Raw genomic sequence first — 23,553 nt, forward strand, 5'->3', positions numbered from 1 at the left:
CATACCCGTCACACCGCTCGACAAACGGGGTCCCTTTTGGACGCCGATAGGGGGTCCTTTTTGGACGCCGATTGACAATCCAGTATCTCAGCGCCCAAGTCGGTATGATGGGGATAGAGCAGCATAACGTCTCGACATCGGTACAGTCGGGCATAGGCCATCATCTGATAGACATCGGACTGCGCAACGCCGCGCTTTCTGTCTTCAGGGTTTCGTCGAATCAGCTTCCACTTGGTGTCGATCACCATCTGAACCAGCCCATTACGCTTGATCAGAATGTCCGGCGTCGTCTTGAAGCGCGGCCTGCCGCCTTCGCACTCCTCCACAAGGCAATAGCGGTGTCCACCCTGCAAATGGACGGTCAGATCGGTCCCCAACAAAGCCTTGCGCGCCAGAGCTGCGATATAGGCCTCGAACAGGTCGTTCATAGCGAACAGCAGTGTAATCCCCAGACCCGCTCTGGGATCGTGGTTGGTGCGCTGCCATTCGCGTTTTAGGAATAGCTTCGCCAGTTCGTAAAGGCTTGCCCAGCGACCGTTTGTCCGATCTATGCGCACCTGCGTCCATGGTAGCGCACCGACAGCCACGTTGCTCACATCGGCAAGGATGAAACGGAGCTCGTCCAACCGCCGCTGCGTTTCCAGCGAGCGCGCGTGACTGCGTAGCAGCGCGACACAGGCTTTCATGATCCGCAGCAAGGGGGTGTCCGCACCCAGGGTGTCGAAGCGGCAGGCAAGCCGGTCGGGTCGCACGGCGTGATGGGTGAATTGGCGGATGACATCGAGCCGCCCTCGCAGCGCTGCTAGATCGTCCTCCTGCGGGATGTATGCGCGGGGCAAGCCGCGCCGGGCCTCAGTCAGCAAGCGATCAGCAAACAGGCGGATCAGAATGTCGAGCAAGGTTTCCTTCTGCCGCGCCATGTCCAGCGCCTGTCCGTCTCCGAGTTTCAACCCAAGCGCGACATCGAGCATGGTAACAAGCCGAGTTCGGATTGTTTCATCGCTTTCATCTGCCGCGGCATCGATTTTGGGCAGAATTTCAAGACTGCAACCCGGGGCGGCAATAACTCCAACAACTTGCTGGGCTCTTATCTCGCTGTAGCGATCGACAAGGATATTGGTCCCTGACTCATTCGCCAACGCATGCGACCGCGCAGCCCGAAGCAGGGCATTCGCCTGACTCCGGGTGAAGGCGTTCTCCGGCGCTACGCCGGTATCATTGTGTACGCCCGTAGCCCCCCATTCGTGAACGGTCAGATGGGTCACGGGTGGAACCGGACGATGGCGCGATCGGTAGGATCGGTCCGGCTAGGCCGGAAACACGACAACCCTTCTCGCCACGAGCAGGCGGCAACCCGCTCGACAGGCACACCGGACGGCAGATGGGTGGCCAGCTCGGCGATCACTTGCCAAGCTCCTCCGCCGCATTGACCACTTTCCCGATCAACCGATCGAATGCATCGACCTTGAACGTTGCGAGCACCGACCAGCTCGAAACCCGGTCGCCTTCGATACCCGGTGGCGGATCAAGCTTGTCTTCCTGGATGAACCCGTCACCTAGCACCGCATGAATACGGCTCCAGTCCTCGAAAAAGTATTCTTGCAACAAGGGAATGACCTTGTCGCGCATGGCGGCGTGAACTTGCTCAGCTGTCTCGCAGCAAATGAAAAATGCGTGCCCAATCCGGTGCTCGCGATCGATGAGATACTCAATCCGCTGATTGATGGTGGCCAGAACCCGGACGAGGTTGGTCCCTGTCCGTTTGCTGGCCTCCAAAAGTAGGTCGGGATCCGGAGCCATTTCGCGAAAATTGAACCGACGTCGAAGGGCCGTGTCGAGCAGAGCGATCGAGCGGTCCGCAGTATTCATCGTGCCGATGATGTGGAGGTTTGCGGGAACACCAAAATCTCGCTTTTTTGAATACGGAAGCGTTAGCGTCAGCTCATTTGGCATGCCGAGCCGCTTGTCTGGTTCGATGAGAGTAATGAGCTCCCCAAAAGCCTTTGAGATGTTTGCGCGATTGATCTCATCGATAATCAGCACGAACTGGTCGGGAGCCCCGTCTCTCGCGGTCTCTTCGCCGTTATCGTTCTCACCGTCGCCAGCAATCAACCGCCCAAGAGCAGCCAAATTCACGCGCTTCGTCGGCAGGGAGTAGAGCGTGCGCATGGTGAAATTACCGTCGACAATTGTGTCGAGTGGCAAAGGTTCATCCAAGGTCAGAAGCCAGCGCACGTTGCGGCGATGCGCGTAATAGCCGTCAGCTGAAGGTTCAAACCGATATTCACCAGTCACTTCGGCAATCGCTCGAAAGGCGGTGTTGCCGTACGGAACTATGACAATGTCACCAATTTGCATTTCACAACGAAACGGCCAGGTCTGCGTCCAATTGCTGGGCGTTGTGTCGTCTGGGTTTTGAGCGAGCCACTCAGCCTTGATCGCGTCAAATGTGGAAAATCGCTCTTCGCTCCAATCAATAGAACCGCCCCAGCCGAGGGTTACATAGTTGTTTGCCAGGGCGGATTCATACACGTCGTCCTCAGTGCCTATGGCACCTTGTCCCATCTTCCAGAAGCGGCGACCGGAAAAGTCGTAAGCTGATGTGTCGGCCAAAGGTGCTGTGCGATTGCGCGCTTGGTCGGCCAAAGCACAAATTTCTCGAAAAATGCCAGCTCGTGCTTCAAGCCGAAAACCCGCTGAACCGCGTTCATTCTCGGCAGTCTCTGGCCTCAGACCTTCAACAAAGGTTTCATAGTCGTAGTTCTGGTGGAACGTGACGAAGGCAATCCGCTTCTCGGCTTCAAGCTCGCGGTACCGCTTCATGAGCGCCTGCCGGCCGTGCTCGGTGACAGGGTAAGCGGCTTGCGGATCACAGAGCTTCACGGCTTCGATTGCGGTGCGGTAAGTCTTACCCGTGCCTGGTGGTCCGTAGAGGATCAGATTCTGGGGGTTCGGCTTTACTTCGGCCACTGAGATGGCTCCTTCCGATAAGTCGAATGTCAGTTGCCGTGTGGTGCTTTGCTTTGGTCCCTGGGCAACTGGCGCAGGGACTTTGGCTAGCTCTAGAAACTTCCGGCCCTCAAGTGCCTGACATATGTTTGGCCAGCTCATGTGCAGGCCCATTTCATTGTTTAGCGGCCCCACAATGACCGTTACGTTGGGATTGCCATGCCTTCGGGCTGGTTCGATGTAATGTGCCAATACATACTGTCGAATTCGATCGGCTTGCGATTCGACGTCATCGGAAGCTGCTTCATCGGGCCAGAAGCCAGAACGGGTTGGCTGCGGCGGGAGCCAACGGCGGATCACTTCTTCCGCGTCTTCCATGACACTTACAAACTCATCGGCTGCCATTTTATCGAGCTGATATGTGCCCGTCAAATTCAACCGGTCGTGCTGATGGCTGAATTCCAGAAAGCCGCCGTTTTTGCGCAATTGCATACTGCCAAGAGTACCCGGCGCCTTGTCTTCGCCGGGAGACCGTCGGCCAAACCGTATCTGTGGGATGTTGGTATGGTACCAATCTAGCCCGGCGTTATGGACCGCACGCGCCATGTTGCAAAATGCCATCCGCTGTTCATCGGACCAGTTTCTGCGCGCCTCCCTGAAGCGAAAATCTCCATCGAAACGCGCGAGAAGCTCCTCGTCGGAACCCTCATCGCTGTCGATGGGATCATCACTTGCCCCGTAGTTCGGATCACGGCCGTCCAGGAAGTAACCATACTGCGTTATGGCGGCGTGCAGATTGCCTAATTGGCCTTGAGGACCCTTGGCTTCCGGCACTACCGATCGAACCGCGTCCAGATCGGCTGCAGGATTCTTCTTTAGGTCAGCGAGACGGGCTAGGAGAGCACCCCAGTGACCAGCTTCAAAGACCCCTTCCAGCGTTGTCTCTGTAAAACCCAGCCCCTGCAAGCCACGTTCAACCCGTTGGCAACGACGGCAGCGACTGATTTTGGCTGTGTCCGATAGGGGCTCGCCCTTCCACAACCGCTTGCCCAGCCAGTCACGGAAATCATCCTTGCGCATTCAATGCCCCCTTGATCGTGCCCTCAGCTACCAGCGCCATCGGTCAGGCCGTAGAATATGGCGATTTGTTTCTTCACCTCTTCGCGCAGGGTGTGGGTGTCTTTGGTCCGCAACTGCTTGATGCCCGCTAGATTGAAGCCAATGTCAACTGCGGGCTTTCCAACGGTTTCATTATGAAGCAGCAAAAAGTTCTCATCCCGCAATCCCCGGCCTCGATTAAGGCCCATGAGATAGCCAATTTCATGATGAACGTTCTTGTTGCCGCCGGAGAGATCGGCAATCATCAGACCTGAACTTTCGATAAGGTCGAGAATTTCCTCATTAATCTCATACGAATAGCCAGTGTCGAACTGGTCTACGCGGATGGGACGTAGCTTTATGTCGAGCTGGTGATCCTTATTCAAATCTCCGACCGCAGCCTCGATGGCCTCAAAGTTGGCCCTCGTGGTCTCATGAAACCACATTGAAATGAAAATCTGCCGTTTGCGGGATTCTGCAATCTTCTCAAAAATCTTGAGGAGATCGGCTGTGTTGATCGAGCGCAGTTCATATTGATGCGTTCGTAGTACCCAATTCCTGAATTGTTGACGCTGGCCGTCGCTCGCGAGCGGGTGAAGCTGCCAAAACAAGAACGTGGCGAACAGGCCCTGCGCGTGGGAACGTTGAAGGCGCGGATCGGCATAAATGTCGTTCACCACCTTGATTGCTTCGAACACCGCCGCAATCCCTGGCATGGTGCCTAGGTTCAGCCGCGCAAACTGCTCTCTCACATCCTGAAGCGACTGTGTAAGCAAAGAGCGGTGGCACTCCTGCGCACCATCCATCTTGCCGAACACTACCCGCAGGTTTGTAAGATACTCAAAGTTCAGCAGGCCGCCCAAACGCCGACACTGCAGGTACTCCTCGCCAAATTGCCCGCTCAATACTTCATCGGGAAAACCGACTTCATCGTCGATTATACCACGCAACGACTCTTCGCTCGTCAGCTTGCGGGCCTTGGAATTAATGTTGTGAAACAAGGCTTTTTCATTGCGGGCTGCATCAGTTTTGCTGAACAGGATGATGCAAAATGGCGCAACGAAGCGGTCGTACTTTTCGTCGTTCAAAGCTTCCAGCGCGCTCAGTCGGTGATTGCCGTCGATGCGCTTGAAAGGCCGGTCACCATCGGCGACGATGATGTCATACCGCGATGCGCGTGGTGTGATGCGCAGATCGTTGACGTTCGACTGGAATTTATGCCCCCGCATGACGGTGGCCAAAGGATCATCCTGCGGCGCATCAGCCTTTTCATAATCCACATCAAGCGTGGCAGACAGGATGATTTCAGGGAAGAACAGGTACTCGCCCGCTTCGAAGTATCGCTTGATCTCCTCCACGTGCTTGGGGGTCAGCTCTCGCTGATAGGCTTCGTCAGCAGTTGAGACGCGAGCGATATCGCGCAACGTCGCATAGCCACGGATGCAGGGGAAGCCGCCGAGAGAAAGACCATACTTGCCTTCGAAGGTTGTCCTCATGCCGCCTCTCCCAGTAGGATTGCCTCGATCTCGCGTTTGGCAGACTCAAGTTCGTCGTTCGCCCTTTGGCGAAGAGCCAGAGCGTCAGAAATCCGCTGTTTGCAACCTGCAACGATCTGGTGCTGCAAATCTAAACTGGGAATTGGAATTATGAGCCTTCTCAGTTCGGTGGAGGTGATCGCCGGATAGTTTCCACCACTGGACCGCTGCTCCATCTGCCTCAAGCCTATTTTTGACCGTAATACGTGGAATAGATATGCCCGATCGATCAGCTCGGAAACAACACGTCGGATCACCGCGAAACCTGTAGATGCAATAATCGGATATTCTAGACTTTCGTCCGCCAGAGTTATTGCGCCCCGACTAGGGCGGGTGGTGGAAACAAGGATATCGTGTTGCCGCACGATCATTCTGGCGCGGCTTGGTGCCTCCGAAATGAGTGTTTCGGCCACCGTGCCAATAGCGCCCGTGCCAATGTCGATCTCAGAAATTTCCAGGTAGGGAAATGTGTCGGTGAACAAACTGACCTGATCCCAATTCTCGTTCGAGAGCGTGCAAACCTCTCCCAGCCGCTTATGTGCCCTTTCTTCGAGCGCATGAGTCAGGTTGATAAATTCCTTACTGAAGAAGGTCGGATCAAACCTCGAGCCGCCGAGTTCGTGCGCGCTGACGCGAAAGGTCCGGTTCGCCAACGTGTTTTCGGTTGCCGGCGGCAATGTGATGCCGAGTTCGGACAGAAGATAATCGTCAATCGACGCCAGTAGGGCAGCGGCCTCTCCAAGGCGCTGGTTTCGCCTCTCTCGCGCTGATGCAGCAATAGGCAAAATACGCTCATCAAAAATGATCGGGATGGAGCGCAACGCCGGATAATCCAGCGCGGGTCTCGTTCCACCTGTTGCACGGCGCGTCGCCAATTGTTCGGCAATATCAGTGTTCAGATAAGCCGCCAGAACCTCGCTTGTGTGGCGATCCTTGGTTTTGATCCGAACAAGGTGCTGGTTAATATTGCCCTGAAACCCGGCTGGTGGGACCGACGACACTGCCATTCGACCGACGCCGGTTATCTTCGTCAAAAGATCATCCGGCCCAACATGGCTGCGCGCCAGCATGCCATGGTGCGTCTCGAGATCTATTAGCTTTACATCATCCAGCGAAAGCTCACCGGAAACAGAGAGATTTTGCACCCGAATGAATGGAATGCCTGTTTCTGGATCATCCGAGTAGTACTTCTCTTTTTCCTCAGCCTTAGGCGTGGCGCCGCCCGCAGATCGCCGACTATAGTCACGAAGCTTGCCGGTCGCCCGTGCCGCGACACGTTCCTCAAGCCGCGTGAACTTCGGCAGATAGTAGCGGGCGTCATGTCGCCCAGTCATTTCACCCCAACCGACGACGAAGAAACGCTCTCCGTCGAGATCGGGGCTTACACAAAAGGGCGCGTCGCTCCTGTCTCGATATGAGCGATGAAGCGACTCAGCTCTGCCGCCACGGCCTCCAGTTCATTGGTCGCTGTGGGCCGCCCGGTGGCGTCGTAACCAATGTCTTCGGCGATCGCCATGTAGATCTCATAGTCAGATACCTCTGCCTTTACCTCGGCCAAATACTGATCATTAAGTGTTTCGCGCAGGTTTTCGATGCGTTCGTTGTAATCGTCGTTGGTGTCGGCCTTCCACTGCGCGAACACACCGGTTTCCATGTGCTTGGCCTTCGCGGCCTCAGCCTCGGCCTTCAAAGCCTTGCGGATTGCCGGGGTTAGCGTGCCCTGCTCGGACAGCGCCTGGGCCTTCGTGATCACCTCCGCATCGACGCGCTGGCACTCTGCATCCCCGCGTTTAAGCACCAGCTTCTTCTCGGCAATCAACTTTTCAAGCGCGGTCCCGCCGTCCTTCGCATCATGCAGCTTATCTTGCGTCTGTTCCTTGATGCGCTGGATGGCAGCCGTCGTCTTGGCATCGTACCTTTTAAGGAAGAGGACCGAGCTTTTCACGCCCGCGCCATTCGCGGCGAAGGCGAACTGCGGAAGCGACACAACACTGACGATCCGCCAATGCTCCTCAATCCAGTTGCGGACATACTGCATCGAGGAATTTGTCAGGATGCTATCCGGGATTACCATCGCCATATAGCCACCGGGCTTCAAGAAGCGGTGACATTGCTCGAGGAAAAGAACTTCGGTTGTCTGTTGATCGCGGTTCTTTTCGGTAAAGGTCAAACGGATCACTTCACCGTTGCCCGCATCTTTCTGCACGACGCGGACATTGTTCATCTTGGCATCGATCCAGTCGATGTCCTTGCGGCCGAGATCATAGTTCTGAAGGTAGCTTTTCTCAGCCAGCTTCACCTTAGACCCAAAGGGCGGATTGGTTATGATGAAATCGAACGTCCCCGGGATGAAGCCTTGGTTGCCGGTAGCCTGCCGCATGGTTTCGATTGATTCCAGCCCATCATGCGAGATGACGTTGGTATGGCCGTCATCGTGAATAATCATGTTCATCTTCGCGGTCCGGGCGATGCCCTCGGAGATTTCGATACCGTAAAGGTTGTTCTCCGCAAAATCGTGCCAGTGTTTCCAATGCTGACGGCTGTCCCGGCTGAAGTAACCATCTTCGGCCATGGCGTCCGCTTGGCGACGCACCTTGTCGAGAGCGTGAAGTAAGAAGCCGCCACTGCCGCATGAGGTATCAATCACTGCGCTCTCGCTAGTGATCGGCAGGGCGTCGACAATAAACTTCACGATGTTGCGAGGGGTGAAATACTGCCCAAACTCGCCGCGGAAAAACCCGGTCATGAAGGTTTCAAACGCACGGCCTTTGCTATCCAGGTCCGTTTCGCTAAGGTTCGTGTCGGCCAGGTAGCCGACCACGGTCTGCAGCTCCGCGTTGGACAGGCGAATGTTATCCTGGAACACCTCCTTGTCCCTGGCGCGTCCCTGTTCGTAGATCGCCTGAATGCGCTTTTTCAGGTCGTCTCCCCTATCCCGGTCATTCTTAAAGACCTGGAAATCGTATGGCTCACCAGGTTTGCGGTTCGCGCGCTCGTCCCAGATTTTGCAGAAAATCAGTTTGTCGAGCTCGTCGAACGCTTCTGCCGGATTTCGCTTACCTCCCGCCCAGAGCGCATCATGAGCTTGCTTGAATTTGCGCGTAAGGTCGGTTTCCTGGACTATCTTGAGGTCGAACCCATTCACTCCGCCCTTGGTGAATCGAGCGGCTGCGACATCAGCTTTGCCGTGGCGCGGGATGTCTGGCTCGCGATTCTGTTCGCGCTCCATCCCTCCGAAATTGCCAACTTTGAAGTAGTCGTTGCGGATGCCTGACGTCATCCACATGAATTCTGCCTTCAGTGAGTTGGCGTAACCGAAGCCCTGCTCCACTGCGTGGTCCAGTTCGCCTTTGCTCGCTTCCTCCCTCTTGCACTCGACCACAATAAAGGGCGTAGTGCGGGCCTTATCCTTGAATACGACAATGTCGGCCGTCAGGCTCGGAACGCGGTGAGGTACAGGGAATTCGATATCGATCTGGTCGGCCGGGTACCCGTATTCGGAAATCAAGGTCACGTACGCGCGAGCGCGAACGAGTTCTTCCGGGTCGCTTAGACGATATTTCTTGTTTAATGCTCGGTACAGTATGCTTTTCCGCTCGACGTCAATTGAGATAAGCTTTGCCTCAATCCCGCGCTGGATAAGGTCTGTAACCTGCATCTATCGCCCCCTAAGCGCATTCCCCGCGATTGAACGTCGAACCCAGGGGCATGCAAACCTGAATTTTGCGCCCCAAACGAAACGCCTCTTTTCGTGTCACGGACTGCCTTGGTGGACCTAGCCGCAATAAACCCGGACTAGCACTCCCGCTGCGATGTTCCAATTCGGTCTAGGGTATGCCGGTTCAAGATGTTGGGCGGAATGTTGGTCAGAAATGGCCACCAACCGATTTCATGAATAAAATCAATGACCTAGGCAGGCAGATGGCGGAGCGGGAGGGATTCGAACCCTCGATACGGTTTTGCCGTATACTCACTTTCCAGGCGAGCGCCTTCGACCACTCGGCCACCGCTCCGCATATCGCTGGGTGGGGACGCCTACCGGGCCTGCGCGGCTTGTGCAAGCGGTTGCTTGTTCACCCAGGCACCTGCACGATGGTGAAATGCTGTCGCTGTTCATCGCCGCTTTGCCGCTCGTAGCCATCGATGCCGAAGTACCGGCGCCGAGCCCCGGCCAGATCGCGCAAGCCGCACCTGCCGGCGAGTGGATGACCATCGCCGACGACGACCTGCTGATCATGTCGCTCGAAGATGGAGCCGCCAAGCAAGCCACACGCAAGCGGATCGTCATTCAACTGATGCCTAATCCGATCGCGCGTGAATGGGTCACCAACATCAAACAGCTGGCGATCGCGCATTGGTGGGATGGGACGAGCGTTAACCGGGTGCAGGACAATTATGTCGCGCAATGGGGTGATGCCAGCGAGAAGAAGCCGCTGCCGTCCGGGTTGGTGGCGACCTCAGAACGCGACTATGATCTGAGCTGGACGGCGCTTGCCGGCTCGGCAGCGGGCAGGCCTGCGGAGCCGATCGTGCGTTGGGCGCCACCGGGCGACAAGGACACCAAGCCGGCCGACGTCTACGCGCGCGGCGTGCTGTGGTACCGTGGCTTCCCGCTCGCCACCGACGCGGCATTGGTGAGTGCTGGGCGCCGGGTCTGGCCGATACATTGCTACGGGAGCGTGGGCGTGGGTCGCAATCTGTCGCCCGATGCCGGCTCCGGCGCGGAGTTGTACGCGGTGATTGGTCATGCGCCGCGCCACCTTGATCGCAACATCGCGGTCGTGGGCCGCGTGGTCGATGGCATGGAGCACCTGTCCAGCCTGCCACGTGGCACCGGCGACCTGGGCTTCTACACGCGCCCGAGCGAGCGCGTGACGATCAGCAGCATCCGCCTGGCGAGCGAATTGCCTGCTGCCGAGCGTCCGCGGTTCGATTATCTGTCCACCGCCGGCACGACCTGGCCGCGCTACGTGGCGGCGCGGCGCAACCGCGAACTGCCGTTCTTCATCCGTCCGGCGGACGCGGCTGACGTGTGCAACATCCCTGTCCCCGTCAGGCCAACGCCGATCAGGCCTGCCCCGCGCCCGTTAGTGTCGACCGCGATGAAGGCTGCAACCGCTAGATAGCGCAGCTACCATACCCTACCCCGCGGCGCGGCATAGCCGTTGTGCCGGTCAGCGACCTCCAACCCAGGTAGCGACCTCTGCGGCGACCTGATTGGCCGCCTGGTTGAGCGCCGTGCCGGCCGACACGGCCTCGATTGCCGCGATCGGGACGCGAGCCTCGAACCGACGCTTCTCGACGGCGGTGGCGTTCACGCGCGTCAAGGCGGCATCATAAACCACGACGGCCTGCTGCGCGGTCGCGTCGATGCCGAAGGTACGCAACTCGCCAGCCAGGTTGCCGCTGGGATCGCTGACCGATTGCGCGGGCGACAGCACCACCATGTCCGCCTGAGCGGTCAGCGTGTCGGACAACAGGCGCGCGAACAGCCGGTTGGGCGGCTCGCTCCACTGCGCATCCTTGACGTAGGCGATCGTGCCCGCGGTTGCCTGCACCGGTACGCGCGCGGTGGCGAGTGCGGTCGGTACGGCGGGCGTTTGCACCACGATGGAACGCGCGGTGGCGGAGGATTGCGTGCGCCCCGGCTGCGGTTGCGCGGTCGCGTTGAGCGTCAGCAGCGATTCCGGTGGCTTTGCACCGAAGCTGATGCACCCCGACAGCGCCACGGAGGCCGCGAGCGGTGCGAGACGGAGGAGAGAGTGTCGCACGCTTATTTCCCCTTGTAGTCAGGCAGTTTCTGCTGGCCGATCAGCGAGCTCGCGCCACCCTGCTCGACGCGCTCCGCGATCGTCGACAGCGACGCCGAGGTGACGCGCAGGTCGCGCACCAATTGGTTGATCTGCGGGATCGTCTGCTTCGAGAAGGTGGTGAGCCCAGGACGCGCGTCGCCGATCGCGCTGTTCAGCGTGTCCGCGCTCGCCTGCGCCGATTTGATCGCACCGTTCAGATTCTGGATCGTCGGCTGGATGTCGTTGGCGAGCACGCCGTTGGTGGTCTGCGCCAGGTTACCGATCTGCTCCGCCGCGACGCCGGCCTGCGCGATCGCGACGCGCGTCTGCGCCAGCGTCGCCGCAATCTCCGGCCCGCGGTCGGCGAGCGCAGCCGACAAGCGGTTGGTGTTGTCGAGGATGCCCGCGATCGACGCCTGATTGCGGTCGGAGAGCATGCCGGTCAGCCGCTCGGTGAGGGTCGACAGCCGCTCGAGCAACTGCGGGGCGGAGTTGAGGATCGCACCCAACCCGCCGGTCTTGGTCGGGATCACCGGCTTGCCGAGCGGGCAGACCTGATTGGGATCGGGTTCGGGACAGGTGATTGCCGGCTGCCCTTTGACCGCGCCGTCGAGGCTGACGGTACTGGTGCCGGTGAAGCTGCCTTGAATCGTCGCGGTGGTGCCGCGCAGCACCGGCGTGTCCGGATTGAGGCTGACGCGCACGCGGACGTATTGCGGATCGGGCTGCCACAAGGAAATCGACTTTACCTGACCCGAGGGCACGCCCGAGAAGGTCACCGACGACCCCTTTGCAAGGCCGTCAACCGCCTGGCGGAAGAAGATGTCGTACTCGCGCTCCTCCGTGCCGCCGAAGCGCGCGATCCACACGGTGAAGATCGCCAGCATCGCCAGCAGGATCAGCACGACGGCCCCGACGAGGACGTGGTTCGATCGCGTTTCCATCAATTCGTCCCTGTTGTGCGGGCGGCATCGGTGTGCGCGAGCGTGCGCGAGGGATCACCCGCGGGCGCGCCACGCGCGGCATTGTCGGCGACCGAGCCCTGCGTGCGCTGGCCGCTGGTTTCGCGCGGCACCTCGGTGGGGTGCGCCCGTGCGTCGTCATCGGCGGAGCCCGCCTGCCCCGCCTCTTGTGCGGCAACGGCGTTGCGCCCGCGCGGACCGTTGAAATATTCCTGGATCCACGGATGGTCGGTGGCGAGCAGTTCGGGGATCGTGCCGACCGCGATCACCTTCTTGTCGGCGAGTACCGCGACGCGGTCGCAGATGGCGTATAGCGTGTCGAGGTCGTGCGTGATCAGGAACACGGTGAGGCCGAGCGTGCGCTGCAATCCCTTGGTCAGCGCGTCGAACGCCGCCGCGCCGATCGGGTCGAGCCCCGCGGTCGGCTCGTCGAGGAACAGCAGTTCGGGATCGAGCGCCAGCGCGCGGGCGAGCCCGGCACGCTTGCGCATGCCGCCCGACAGTTCGGCCGGGTATTTGGGACCGGCATCGGCGGGCAACCCGGTCATCACCACCTTGTACGAGGCGATCTCGTCGAGAAGTGCGAGATCGAGGTCGGGGTAGAATTCGCGCAACGGCACTTGCACGTTCTCCGCGACCGTCAGCGTCGAGAACAAGGCGCCGCCCTGGAACAGCACGCCCCAGCGCTTGCGGATGTCGACCGTCTCGACCTCGTCGCGCCCGAGCGTCGGCTCGCCGAACACCTCGACCTCGCCCGCTACGGGTGCCTGCAATCCGATGATCGAGCGCATCAGCACCGACTTGCCCGTGCCCGATCCGCCGACCACGCCCAGAATCTCACCGCGCCGCACGTCGAGGTCGAGGCCGTCATGCACTGTCTGGTCGCCGAACCGGTTGCGCAGCCCCTTGATGCGGATGATGTGATCGTCGTCCGCCATCACAGCCACCCGATCTGTTCGAAGAACACCGCGAAGAAGGCGTCGAGCACGATCACCATGAAGATCGCCTGGACCACCGCGGAGGTGGTGCGAAGCCCGACCTGCTCCGCATCGCCCTTGACCTGCATGCCCTGGAAACAACCCGCCACCGCGATGATCGCGCCGAAGACGGGCGCCTTGATGAGGCCGACGAACAGGTCGGTGATCGGCACGACCTCGCGGATGCGCGAGATATAGGCGGCGGGTGGTATGTCGAGCGACAGCCAGCACAGCAAACCGCCACCGATGATCGAAATCACCGAGGCGTAGAAGCCGAGCAACGGCATCAGGATGATCGACGCAATTGTGCGCGGCAACACCAGCGCTTCCATCGGCGACACGCCGATCACGCGCAACGCGTCGATCTCCTCGGTCAGCTTCATCGTGCCCAGCTGCGCGGCAAAGGCCGAACCCGAGCGCCCCGCAACCATGATCGCGGTCATCAGCACGCCCAGTTCGCGCAAGGTGATGCGCCCGACCAGGTTGATCGTGAACGCTTCGGCACCGAATTGGCGGAGCTGCACCGCACCCTGTTGTGCGATCACGATGCCGATCAGGAAGCTCATCAATCCGATGATGCCGAGCGCGGAGACGCCGACCACCTCGAAGCGCTGCACCACCGCGTTGAAGCGGAAGCGGCTAGGATGGCGCATCACCGTCCAGAACGAAATCACCGTCGCGCCCATGAAGGCGAGCAGACCCAGCGCCGTCTGCCCGGCGAGTACCACCGCGTCGCCGATCTCACCCATTACGCGGCGGAACGGCGTGACGCGTGTCGGGCGCATCTGAACCGGCTGGTCGGCCGCTTCGACATGCTCGAACAAGGCACGGCTGTTGCCGGTCAACCCTTCGACCTGCGTGTTCTTCTCGCGCGCGAACCGGTGGATCAGCCAGGCGCCGATCGTGTCCATGCGATCGACCCGCGACAGATCAATTGCACGCACCGCACCGTCGTGACCGTTCAAGCGATCGGGCAGATTGCCGAGCTGCGCCAGCGACAGATCGCCCGAGAAGCGCAACACGCCCCCGTCGTCGGTGAAATCGGCAGCCGCACTCATGCAACGATCCATGCGGCAAAGCTCATCGGGTCACAAGCGATTCAAGTGAACGATCGTTCCGGAGCATGGATCGTTTCGGAGCGGGGATCGTCGTGCGTCACAGCAGGACGTCGACGCCGTGGATCACGACGCCGACCAACCCGCCGACCAGCGTACCGTTGATGCGGATGAACTGCAGATCCTTGCCGACCGCATTCTCCATCCGCTCGGTGATCGTCTGCGCATCCCAGCCGCGCACCGTTTCCGACACCAGCCGCACGATCGTGTCGCCATAATCGGCCGCCGCGCCCACCACCGCACGACGCACGAAGCGGTTGATGGTGCGGCCGAGCCGCGGATCGCTTTCCAGCGTGTGGCCGAGTTGCTGCAACGCTTCGCCCAGCTTGCCCGACAGCAGGCGTTCGGGGTCGCGCGCCATCCGCAGCATCGCGGCGCGCGCCTGTTCCCACAGGCCATTGATCCAGTCCTGCATCGCCGGGTTCTCGAGCAACTCGATCTTCAGCCGCTCCACCTTGTCGCGCATGGTCCCGTCGTGTTGCAGGTCGTGCGCGAGGCGTGCGAGCCCCTCCTCCGCCTTGATCCGCAGCGGATGTTCGCGATTTTCGGCGATCTCGCCAATCAGCTTGTCGAGGCCGTCGATGATCTTGTTGGCGAGCGTTTCGTCGAGCCCGGTCCAGCGCAGGATCGATCCCGCACGATCGTGCACCATGGCGCGGACGAGCTGCTCGTTGCTTTTCAGCGCGTCGCGCGCCCACACGATCAGGCTGTCGAGCACCGGCAGGTGGCGATCCTCCGACACCGCCGCCGACAATGCGCGCCCGACCATCGGCGCGAGCTCGGTTTCGCGCACGCGCGCCACCATCATCGCGCGCACCATGCCGCCCAATCGCTCCTGGTCGAGCGATTGCAGCACCTCCACCGCCAACCGCGAGGTGCCGCGCGCCAGCCGGCCACCCGCGCCCTGCGGGTTGGCGAGCCACCGTCCCGCCGCACCCGCGACGTCGATGCGCGCCATGCGGCGGGCGACGACCGAGGGGATCAGGAAATAGTCGCGCAGGAAGGTCGCGAGCTGGTCGCCGATCCGGTCCTTGTTGCGCGGAATAATCGCGGTGTGCGGGATCGGGACGCCAAGCGGGTGGCGGAACAGCGCGGTGACGGCGAACCAGTCGGCGAGACCGCCCACCATCGCCGCCTCGCTGAACGCGCGCACGAAGCCCCAGGCGGGATGCAGCGATTGCAGCGAGCGCGTGACGACAAAGGTCGCCGCCATGGCGACGAGCAGCCCGGTCGCGATCAACCTCATGCGACGCAGACCGGACGGAACAGATTGCCGTGGCAGTTTACGGCGGACGGAAGCGATCATCCTCCGGTGAAAGCGCGAGCGAAGCGAAGGTTCATGCCCGCTCTTCGCTCGCGATCGCCCGTGACGCGCCCATCGTTCATTCCGCCGGATGCGTGCCTTCGCTGTGATAGCCGATACGGCCAGCGGTGCCGGGCAACGCGCCGACCGGTGCGTCGTGCTCGATCACTGGCTGGCCGTCGTCGCCGGGACGGTAGGTCAGCAGGCGGCGACCGATCCACGGGCCGATGCGGCGCTCCGCCCCGATCGCGAGGCTGAACGCGGCGGGCACGATCAGCAAGGTCAGCACCGTCGAGAGCGACAGACCGCCGATCACCACGATCCCCATCGGCGCGCGGAACGAATTGTCGCCCGACAGCGATAGCGCGGTCGGCACCATGCCCGCGACCATCGCGATCGTGGTCATCAGGATCGGCTGCGCGCGCTTGTGCCCGGCGTCGATGATCGCGGCGCGAAGCGGTACGCCCACCTGCATCTCCTCCAGCGCGAAATCGATCAACAGAATCGAATTCTTGGCAACGATGCCGAGCAGCATCAGCAGCCCGATGAACACCGGCAGCGACAAGGGTTGTCCCGCGATCATCAGGGCGAGCAGTCCACCCAGCGGCGCCAGCAGCAGCGATCCCATGTTGACCACCGGCGGCAACAGACGGCGGTAGAGCAGGATCAGCACCGCGAAGACCAGGAACACGCCCGCCATCACCGCGAAGACGAAATTGACCAGCATCTCCATCTGCCATTTCGCCTGTCCGACCTGCAGTTCCTGCACGCCGATCGGCAGGTTGCGCATGACAGGCACCGCCTTGATCTTCGCCATCACCTCACTGGCGACGAGCCCGGGCGCGAGGTCGGCGCCGACGGTCAACTGCCGCTGCTGGTTCAACCGAGTGATGCGCGTCGGGCCGGAGCCGAAGCCGATCTCCGCAACCAGGCCGAGCGGTACCGATCCGCCGGTCGCGGTCGGCACCGGCAGGTTCTGGATCGTGTCCAGATGCGAGCGCGACGATTGCGCCAGCGCGACACGGATCGGGATCTGGCGATCGGATAGCGAGAAGCGTGCGCTGTTCTGGTCAAGGTCGCCGAGCGTCGCGATCCGGATCGCGTTCGACAGCGCCGCGGTCGTCACACCCAGGTTGGCGGCGAGATCGAGCCGTGGCTTGATCTGGATTTCGGGCCGCTTCAGATCGCCCGCGATGCGCGGCGCAACGACGCCGCGCACGCTCGCCATCTCGCGGACCAGCGTGTCGGCGGTGCGTCGCAGCACGGCGGGATCGTCGCCCGCGAGCGTCACCGACAGATCGCGGTTGTTGTCGCCCCAGCCGAATTGCGATTCGAAATTGACCCGCGCGTCGGCCACCTGTGCCAATTGCGGCGTCAGCGTGCGCTCGAACTCGGTCGAGGTCACGTCGCGCGGCTTCTTCAATTGCAACACGAGCCGGCCCGAGCCGACGTTGGTGGTGGCGTACACGCTCTCGACCAGCGGCTGACGGTGGACCAGCGCATCGACCTGGTCGACCACGGCCTGCGTGCTTTCCAGTGTGGCGCCAGGCGGCATGGTGATGGTGACGACACTGCGGTCGCGGTCCTGCGCGGGCTGGAACGTCATCGGGATCTGCGTGAACAGGAACAAGGTCAGTGCGAACGCCAACGCCCCGATCCCGACCGTCCATACGCGGTGGTCGCGCAGGTAGCCGATGGCGCGTCGCCACTTGCTCCGTGCACGCACGATCGGCGACTTGCCCTCGGTCAGCGTCCAGACGAGAATACGCTGGTAGATGTCGAGCCAGCGTCCGCCGCCGTGTTCGGCATGGCCCGACGCTTTCAGAAAATAAGCCGCGATCATCGGCGTGATGAGGCGCGCGACCGCGAGGCTCATCAGCACGGCGACCACGACGGTCAGGCCGAAGTTCTTGAAGAACTGACCCGAAATACCGGGCATCAGGCCGACGGGGAAGAACACCGCGACGATCGCCATCGTGGTCGCAAGCACCGCGAGACCGATCTCGTCCGCGGCGTCGATCGACGCCTGATAGGCCGACTTGCCCATCCGCATGTGCCGGACGATGTTCTCGATCTCGACGATCGCGTCGTCGACCAGCACGCCTGCCACCAAGCTGAGCGCGAGCATGGTCATGTTGTTGAGCGTGAAGCCCAGCATGTCCATGAACCAGAAGGCTGGGATCGCGGACAAGGGGATAGCGAGTGCGGCGATGAACGTCGCGCGCCAGTCGCGCAGGAACAGGAACACGACCAGCACCGCGAGCAGCGCGCCCTCGATCATCGCGTGGATCGCGGCCTTGTACTGGACCAGCGCATATTCGGAGCCGTCGACGCGCAGGCGGAACTTGACCTTGGGGTTGCGCTTCTCGAGCGCCTCGAGCTTGGCCTTGGCCTCGCGGAACACGGTGACGTCCGACGCGCCCTTCGCACGCTTGAAGTCGAACGAGATCACCGAACGGCCGTCGACCGCCGCGCCACTGCGCCGCTCGCCGTAAAGGTCGCGGACGACCGCGATGTCGGCGAGGCGGATGGTGCGACCGCCGCCGACGTTGATCTGCGTTTGGCTGAGCGTGTAGGCGGTGTCGGCGTTGCCGATGACGCGCACCGATTGTTCGGCGCCCGCGATCTCCGCGCGCCCGCCCGGCGCGTTCAGGTTCACCTGGCGCAACTGCTGGTTGATCTGGCTCGCGGTCAGACCTTGGGCCGCGAGCTTGGCGGGATCCAGGATCACGCGGATCTCGCGGTCGACGCCGCCGTTGCGCGTCACGCTGCCCATGCCCGATACCGACAGCAGCTCTTTCGCCACCGTGTTGTCGATGTACCAACTCAGGTCCTCGATCGACATGTCGGTGCCGACCGCGGTGTAGCTGCCGAGGTTGAAGTCGTTCGCCTTGATGCGGCTGACCTGCGGCTCGGTGATGCCGTCGGGCAGATCGGCGCGGATCTGCGTGATCGCGTCACGCGCTTCGTTCACCGCGCGGTCGACCGGTGTGCCGATCGCGAGCTGCACCACCGTGGTCGAATCGCCCTCGCTGACGTAGGAGTTGATCTCGTCGATCCCCTCCAGGCTGCGGATCGCGGCTTCGACGCGCTGCGTCACCTGGGTTTCCAGCTCGCTCGGCGCGGCACCCGGCTGGTTGATCGAGATGATCACGCCGGGAAAGTCGATGTCCGGTTGCTGGTTGATGTCCATGCGAATGAAGCTGACCACGCCCATCACGGTCAGGATCAGGAACAGGACGATCGACGGCACCGGATTGCGGATCGACAGCGCCGAGATGTTGCGGAAACCCATGTGCCGTCAGCTCCCCCGCCGCAGGATCGGCGTCACCTTCTGCCCCGAATTGAGGAACGCGCCGGCGGACAGCACCACCCGCTCGTTGCCGGTCAGCCCGGTGGCGATCGCAACCTTGTTGTTGTCGACCGGTCCCAGCGTCACGTTGCGGCGCTGCGCCTTGTTCGCGCGATCGACGATAAAGACGTAATTGCCATCCTCGTCGCTCTGCAACGCAGATTGCGGCAGTTCAGGCGCGCTGCCCGCGTTGGTCGTGATCGCCGCGGAGGCGAAGCCGCCGGGTCGCAGCGCCGGATCGTAGGACAGCGCGATACGCGCGATCCCCTGCCGGGTCTGCGGGTCGATGATCGGCGCCACCTGCCACACCTGCCCGGCAAAACCGCGCGTATCGCCGACCGGCATCACCGTCGCGCGTGATCCGGTGCGAACCGCCTGTAGGTCGCCCTCGGACAATTGCGCGCGCATCTCCATCTCGCCGCCTTTCGCCATGCGAAACAACACGCCGGTACCCGAGCTGACGATCTGCCCAGGCTCGACGCCGCGGGTGAGGATCAGCCCGGCGGCGGGCGCGCGAATGTCGAGCCGGGCGTTGCGCGCGCGCTGTTCGGACAAGGCCGCACGCGACACCTGTAGTCGTGCCGCCGCCGCGTCGCGCGTCGCGATACGGCGTTGCACGTCCGCCTTGGAAATGAAGCCGCGGTCGACCAGGCTCTGCGCGCGCTGCAGCTCGGCCTGCGCCAGCGTCAGGTCTGATTGCGCGACGCCGATCTGTGCGGCGAGGCTGGCGGCGGTCTGCGCCTGAACCGAGCGATCGACGGTCGCGAGCACTTGGCCTGCCCCGACCCACTGCCCCGGCTCGACCAGCACGCGCGACACCATGCCGCCTTCGCCCGCAACGCCGACCGGCATCTCGCGCCGCGCGGCGAGCGAGCCCGTCGCACTGACGGTGCGCGCGACGGCTTGGCTGCCGGGCACGACCACGGTCACGTTGGGAGCGCCAGCCTCTGATGGAGCGGCGGCGGGCGGCGCAGCCTTCTCGCGTCCGAAAACAAACCAGGCTCCCGCGGCGGCGAGCACCACCAGCAATGCGATGATCCACCGCCGGCGCCGACGTGGCCGCGCCTCGTCGCTCAGCAACTGCCGCTCGCCCTCCAAAGTGCCCGGCTCGTACGTCATGCGTGCTTCTTGTCCTTGTCCCCGTGCTGTATTATCCACCTACGTCACCGGGCGCAAGCCGGCGCGTGCGTCATTCAGCTAGCGTTGTTCGCGTGAGACTAGGATGCCTTGCGTTAATAAGCAGGAGGCGTTTGATGCGAACAGGGTTGGTGCTGGTATCGATGGGTGTGATGGCGGCAACGGCGATGCCGGTGGTGGCTCAGACGAACGTTCCGGTACAGGCCGTACCGGTCGACGGAACGGTGCTGGAGGTCAGCGCGACCGGTCGCGTCGTTCGCGCGCCCGACGTGGCGACGATCCGTGCCGGCGTAGTGACGCAGAGCGCGACCGCCGCCGCCGCGCTGGGCGACAATGCCGCGCGCATGGCGCAGGTGATCGCCAGCCTGAAAGCGACCGGTATCGCGACGCGCGACCTGTCGACCAGCAACGTGTCGCTGCAACCGCAGTATCGCTATGGCGACAACCAGCCGCCGGTGATCACCGGCTATCAGGCGAGCAACAGCGTGTCGGTCAAGTTTCGCGACATCGCGCGAAGCGGCGCAATACTTGATGCGCTGGTAAAGGCAGGCGCGAACCAGATCGACGGCCCCGCCATGTCGTTGTCGCAGCCCGATGCTGCGCTGGATGCCGCGCGTGCCGACGCGGTGAAGCGCGCGCAGGCGCGGGCGGCGCTCTACGCGCAGGCGGCGGGGATGCGGGTGGAGCGTATCCTGTCGATCAACGAAGCGGGGGAAAACGATGGCGGCAATCCGCAGCCTCCGATCATGGCGCGGATGGGTGTTTCGATGCAGAGGGCCGATGTGTCCACGACCATCCTGCCGGGCGAAACCGATGTCACTGCGACGTTGAACGTCCGCTTTATCTTGAAATAACGAAAACGGCCGCCCGATCGCTCGGGCGGCCGCTGTCGTGACGTCAACGTGATGCGATCAGCGCACGCGACCGCGACGGAACAGGTTAACGATCGCGAGCAGGACAACCGCACCCAGCAGCGAGATCAGGAACGAGTAAAGGTTGAGCGGCGCGTTGTTGATCGAGCCACCGGTGAAGATCAGGCCACCCAGAAACGCACCGACGATGCCGACGATGATGTTCAGGAAGATACCCTGCTGCGCGTCGGTACGCATGATGATGCTGGCAAGCCAACCGATAACACCGCCGACGATCAGCCAGATGATGAGGTTCATCGCAATTACTCCCCTTGGTTACTCGCCCAAGCCGGGCGCTACGGGAGAGACGCGCAACGATAAAACATTGTTCCGCAGCCGAAACCTCAACTCAATATTTCTGCTGCCGCTCGTACAGCGACTTGTAGTGCTGGATGCGGGTGACGCGCAGCCCGGGCATGCCCGAACGGTCGATCGCGCGCTGCCAGCCGGCGAATTCCTCGACCGTCAGGCCGTAGCGCGCGCAGACGTCGTCGACCGAGAGCAGCCCGCCATTGACGGCCGCGACCACCTCCGCCTTGCGGCGAACCACCCAGCGCGTCGTGTCCGCGGGCGGCAGCGTGTCCAGCGTCAGCGGCTCGCCGAGCGGACCGATGACTTTCGCCGGACGAATTTTCTGGTTCTCGATCATTCCTAACCCTCGGTTGGGAGCCTGAGCTCCCGTTCCATCGTGCGACCCCTTTTAGGGTGATGGCTTTGAACGGTACTTAAAGCGGCGCGGTAAACAGGCTCTTCACGGGTTGTGCCACGCGTTCAGCGCGGCGGCGGTCGGCGGGTCGAAGCTGCCGGTGGCAGGCGACAAGCGCGTGACCTCGCCCCCCGCGGCGTCGAGCGCGAGCGCCACGGCCGCGGTAGGCGATGTCGCGATGCGCGTGGCCGCGGCCCGGAACAGGCTTGGCGTCTGGCAGAGAGAGGGCTCGTTGGTCACGCATGGCGTCTCATGATGATCGTTCGTTACAATCACGATTATGTGGAACTGATTGAAATTCCGGTAAAGCCGGCGGAAACGCTTCGTTCACCGTTGGCGGCGGCGCACCGGAACGACTATGTCGGCACCATGCAGGAACTCGCCGATTTCCAATTGCCGCCAGGCGCGCGGCGCATCGTCGTCGCGATGTCGGGAGGGGTCGACAGCTCGGTCGTCGCCGCACTTGCTGCGCGGACCGGCGTTGAGACGATCGGCGTCACCTTGCAACTCTACGACCACGGCGAGGCGACCAAGCGCGCGGGTGCGTGCTGCGCTGGGCGCGACATCCGCGACGCGCGCGCGGTGTGTGACCGGCTGGGTATCGCGCATTACGTATTTGACCATGAAACGAGCTTTCGCGAGCAGGTGGTCGACCGTTTCGCCGATGAATATCTCGCCGGGCGGACGCCGATCCCGTGCGTCCAGTGCAACATGGGGCCGAAGTTCACCGACCTGTTCGCGCTCGCGCGTGATCTCGGCGCTGACGCGCTGGCGACGGGGCATTACGTTCGGCGTGTCGAGGGCGCGAACGGCGCGGAGCTGCATCGCGGGGCCGATCCGGCGCGCGATCAGAGTTATTTCCTGTTCGCGACCACGGCTGCGCAGCTCGACTTTCTGCGCTTTCCGCTGGGCAACCTGCCCAAGGCGCGGGTGCGTGAGATCGCGGGCGAGATGGGGCTGCTGGTTGCGGCCAAGCCCGACAGCCAGGATATCTGCTTCGTGCCCGATGGCGATTATGCCGGGCTGGTGAAGAAGTTGCGCCCCGAAGCTGCGCAAGGCGGCGAGATCGTCGATCTTGGCGGGCGCAAGCTGGGCGAGCATCGCGGCATCATCCACTACACCGTCGGCCAGCGGCGCGGGCTGGAGATCGGCGGCAGCCCCGAGCCGCTGTACGTCGTGCGCGTCGAGCCCGAGGCGCAGCGCGTCGTCGTCGGACCGCGGCGCGCACTGGCGGTAGCGGCGGCGCGGCTGGAGGGAATGAACGTGCTCGGGCCGTTGTCGGGTGCGCTGACCGCGAAGGTGCGGTCAATGGCGAAGCCGGTGCCGGCGCGGATGCTGGGCGAACGCCTGGTGTTCGACGCGCCCGAATATGGCGTGGCACCGGGTCAGGCGGCGGTGCTGTACGACGGCGACCGGGTGTTGGGCGGCGGGTGGATCGCGGAGACCGAGGCGACGATGGCGGCGGCGTGAGCGGTTGAGGGGCTGTTTGAGATTGGGGAAGGTTGGGGTCGCCCCGGACCTGATGCGAGGTCTCGCATTTCGGTGGCCTGGGAGAAGGTAGCGGGAGCCCGGATCAAGTCCGGGATGACGATGAATTGAAGCGGTGGGATACTGCTTCGAGGTGGCATCATGCGGCAGCTGTTGATGTTCGGTTGGCTAGCGATCCGTTGCACCGGTCGCATGATGCCGATCGGAAGGTCACGCGAAGGTCACACC

At 62.2% G+C, this 23,553-nt stretch carries 18 protein-coding genes and 1 tRNA gene; 3 read left to right on the forward strand and 16 right to left on the reverse strand.

Features of this window, described 5'->3' with window-relative positions; all coding sequences use genetic code 11:
• Positions 1-8 precede the first annotated feature (8 nt).
• The 6 genes from HRV97_RS13420 to HRV97_RS13445 form a co-directional block, all read right to left on the reverse strand.
• A complete protein-coding gene (locus HRV97_RS13420; protein ID WP_174194801.1) occupies positions 9-1,265 on the reverse strand; it encodes a 5-methylcytosine restriction system specificity protein McrC in 1,257 nt (418 codons plus the stop codon).
• 136 nt (positions 1,266-1,401) lie between these two features.
• Positions 1,402-4,029 (reverse strand): AAA family ATPase, encoded by a 2,628-nt coding sequence (locus HRV97_RS13425; RefSeq protein ID WP_223176855.1) that lies wholly within the window; start codon positions 4,027-4,029, stop codon positions 1,402-1,404.
• Positions 4,030-4,052: 23 nt separating this feature from the next.
• The gene (locus HRV97_RS13430; RefSeq protein WP_174194802.1) at positions 4,053-5,543 is read right to left on the reverse strand and encodes a ParB N-terminal domain-containing protein; all 1,491 of its coding nucleotides are present in this window, start codon (positions 5,541-5,543) and stop codon (positions 4,053-4,055) included.
• Positions 5,540-6,916, reverse strand: coding sequence for a restriction endonuclease subunit S (locus HRV97_RS13435; RefSeq protein WP_174194803.1), 1,377 nt, complete (start codon positions 6,914-6,916; stop codon positions 5,540-5,542). Before HRV97_RS13435 ends, HRV97_RS13430 begins: the two co-directional genes overlap by 4 nt.
• A gap of 47 nt (positions 6,917-6,963) precedes the next feature.
• Positions 6,964-9,240 carry a type I restriction-modification system subunit M gene (locus HRV97_RS13440; protein WP_174194804.1) on the reverse strand — a complete coding sequence of 759 codons (2,277 nt, stop codon included), beginning with the start codon at positions 9,238-9,240 and terminating at the stop codon, positions 6,964-6,966.
• A 264-nt stretch (positions 9,241-9,504) separates the two neighbouring features.
• A tRNA-Ser gene (locus HRV97_RS13445) sits at positions 9,505-9,595 on the reverse strand.
• 87 nt (positions 9,596-9,682) lie between these two features.
• Between HRV97_RS13445 and HRV97_RS13450 the strand changes: the two genes are divergently transcribed.
• Positions 9,683-10,708, forward strand: coding sequence for a peptidylprolyl isomerase (locus HRV97_RS13450; protein ID WP_174194805.1), 1,026 nt, complete (start codon positions 9,683-9,685; stop codon positions 10,706-10,708).
• A 48-nt stretch (positions 10,709-10,756) separates the two neighbouring features.
• Here HRV97_RS13450 and HRV97_RS13455 read toward each other — a convergent pair whose 3' ends face one another.
• From HRV97_RS13455 to HRV97_RS13485, 7 genes are all read right to left on the reverse strand, one after another.
• Positions 10,757-11,353: an ABC-type transport auxiliary lipoprotein family protein gene (locus tag HRV97_RS13455; protein ID WP_174194806.1), complete on the reverse strand. Its 597-nt coding sequence runs from the start codon at positions 11,351-11,353 to the stop codon at positions 10,757-10,759.
• Between the two features lie 2 nt (positions 11,354-11,355).
• Positions 11,356-12,318, reverse strand: coding sequence for an MlaD family protein (locus tag HRV97_RS13460; protein ID WP_174194807.1), 963 nt, complete (start codon positions 12,316-12,318; stop codon positions 11,356-11,358).
• Positions 12,318-13,274, reverse strand: a complete 957-nt coding sequence (locus tag HRV97_RS13465) for an ABC transporter ATP-binding protein (RefSeq protein WP_174194808.1) — start codon at positions 13,272-13,274, stop codon at positions 12,318-12,320. The genes HRV97_RS13460 and HRV97_RS13465 overlap by 1 nt, the downstream gene beginning before the upstream one ends.
• Positions 13,274-14,371 carry an ABC transporter permease gene (locus HRV97_RS13470; RefSeq protein WP_174194809.1) on the reverse strand — a complete coding sequence of 366 codons (1,098 nt, stop codon included), beginning with the start codon at positions 14,369-14,371 and terminating at the stop codon, positions 13,274-13,276. The genes HRV97_RS13465 and HRV97_RS13470 overlap by 1 nt, the downstream gene beginning before the upstream one ends.
• Before the next feature lie 97 nt (positions 14,372-14,468).
• Entirely contained in the window at positions 14,469-15,674 is a 1,206-nt protein-coding gene (locus HRV97_RS13475) for a DUF445 domain-containing protein (RefSeq protein ID WP_174194810.1), read from the reverse strand.
• A 136-nt stretch (positions 15,675-15,810) separates the two neighbouring features.
• Positions 15,811-19,026, reverse strand: a complete 3,216-nt coding sequence (locus HRV97_RS13480; protein WP_174194811.1) for an efflux RND transporter permease subunit — start codon at positions 19,024-19,026, stop codon at positions 15,811-15,813.
• A 6-nt stretch (positions 19,027-19,032) separates the two neighbouring features.
• Complete coding sequence (locus tag HRV97_RS13485) at positions 19,033-20,202, reverse strand: efflux RND transporter periplasmic adaptor subunit (protein WP_174194812.1); 1,170 nt, start codon at positions 20,200-20,202, stop codon at positions 19,033-19,035.
• 134 nt (positions 20,203-20,336) lie between these two features.
• Here HRV97_RS13485 and HRV97_RS13490 point away from each other — a divergent pair, with 134 nt between their 5' ends.
• Positions 20,337-21,074 carry an SIMPL domain-containing protein gene (locus HRV97_RS13490; protein ID WP_174194813.1) on the forward strand — a complete coding sequence of 246 codons (738 nt, stop codon included), beginning with the start codon at positions 20,337-20,339 and terminating at the stop codon, positions 21,072-21,074.
• A 57-nt stretch (positions 21,075-21,131) separates the two neighbouring features.
• Here HRV97_RS13490 and HRV97_RS13495 read toward each other — a convergent pair whose 3' ends face one another.
• From HRV97_RS13495 to HRV97_RS13505, 3 genes are all read right to left on the reverse strand, one after another.
• Positions 21,132-21,389 (reverse strand): GlsB/YeaQ/YmgE family stress response membrane protein, encoded by a 258-nt coding sequence (locus HRV97_RS13495; RefSeq protein ID WP_174194814.1) that lies wholly within the window; start codon positions 21,387-21,389, stop codon positions 21,132-21,134.
• Positions 21,390-21,480: 91 nt separating this feature from the next.
• Positions 21,481-21,780 carry a CtrA inhibitor SciP gene (gene sciP, locus HRV97_RS13500; RefSeq protein WP_174194815.1) on the reverse strand — a complete coding sequence of 100 codons (300 nt, stop codon included), beginning with the start codon at positions 21,778-21,780 and terminating at the stop codon, positions 21,481-21,483.
• Between the two features lie 102 nt (positions 21,781-21,882).
• Positions 21,883-22,077, reverse strand: coding sequence for a hypothetical protein (locus HRV97_RS13505; RefSeq protein WP_174194816.1), 195 nt, complete (start codon positions 22,075-22,077; stop codon positions 21,883-21,885).
• Between the two features lie 129 nt (positions 22,078-22,206).
• Between HRV97_RS13505 and mnmA the strand changes: the two genes are divergently transcribed.
• Complete coding sequence (gene mnmA, locus HRV97_RS13510) at positions 22,207-23,307, forward strand: tRNA 2-thiouridine(34) synthase MnmA (protein ID WP_174194974.1); 1,101 nt, start codon at positions 22,207-22,209, stop codon at positions 23,305-23,307.
• Positions 23,308-23,553: the final 246 nt, after the last annotated feature.

Origin of the sequence: Sphingomonas hominis, assembly GCF_013328205.1 — a bacterium.
Taxonomy (GTDB): domain Bacteria; phylum Pseudomonadota; class Alphaproteobacteria; order Sphingomonadales; family Sphingomonadaceae; genus Sphingomonas; species Sphingomonas hominis.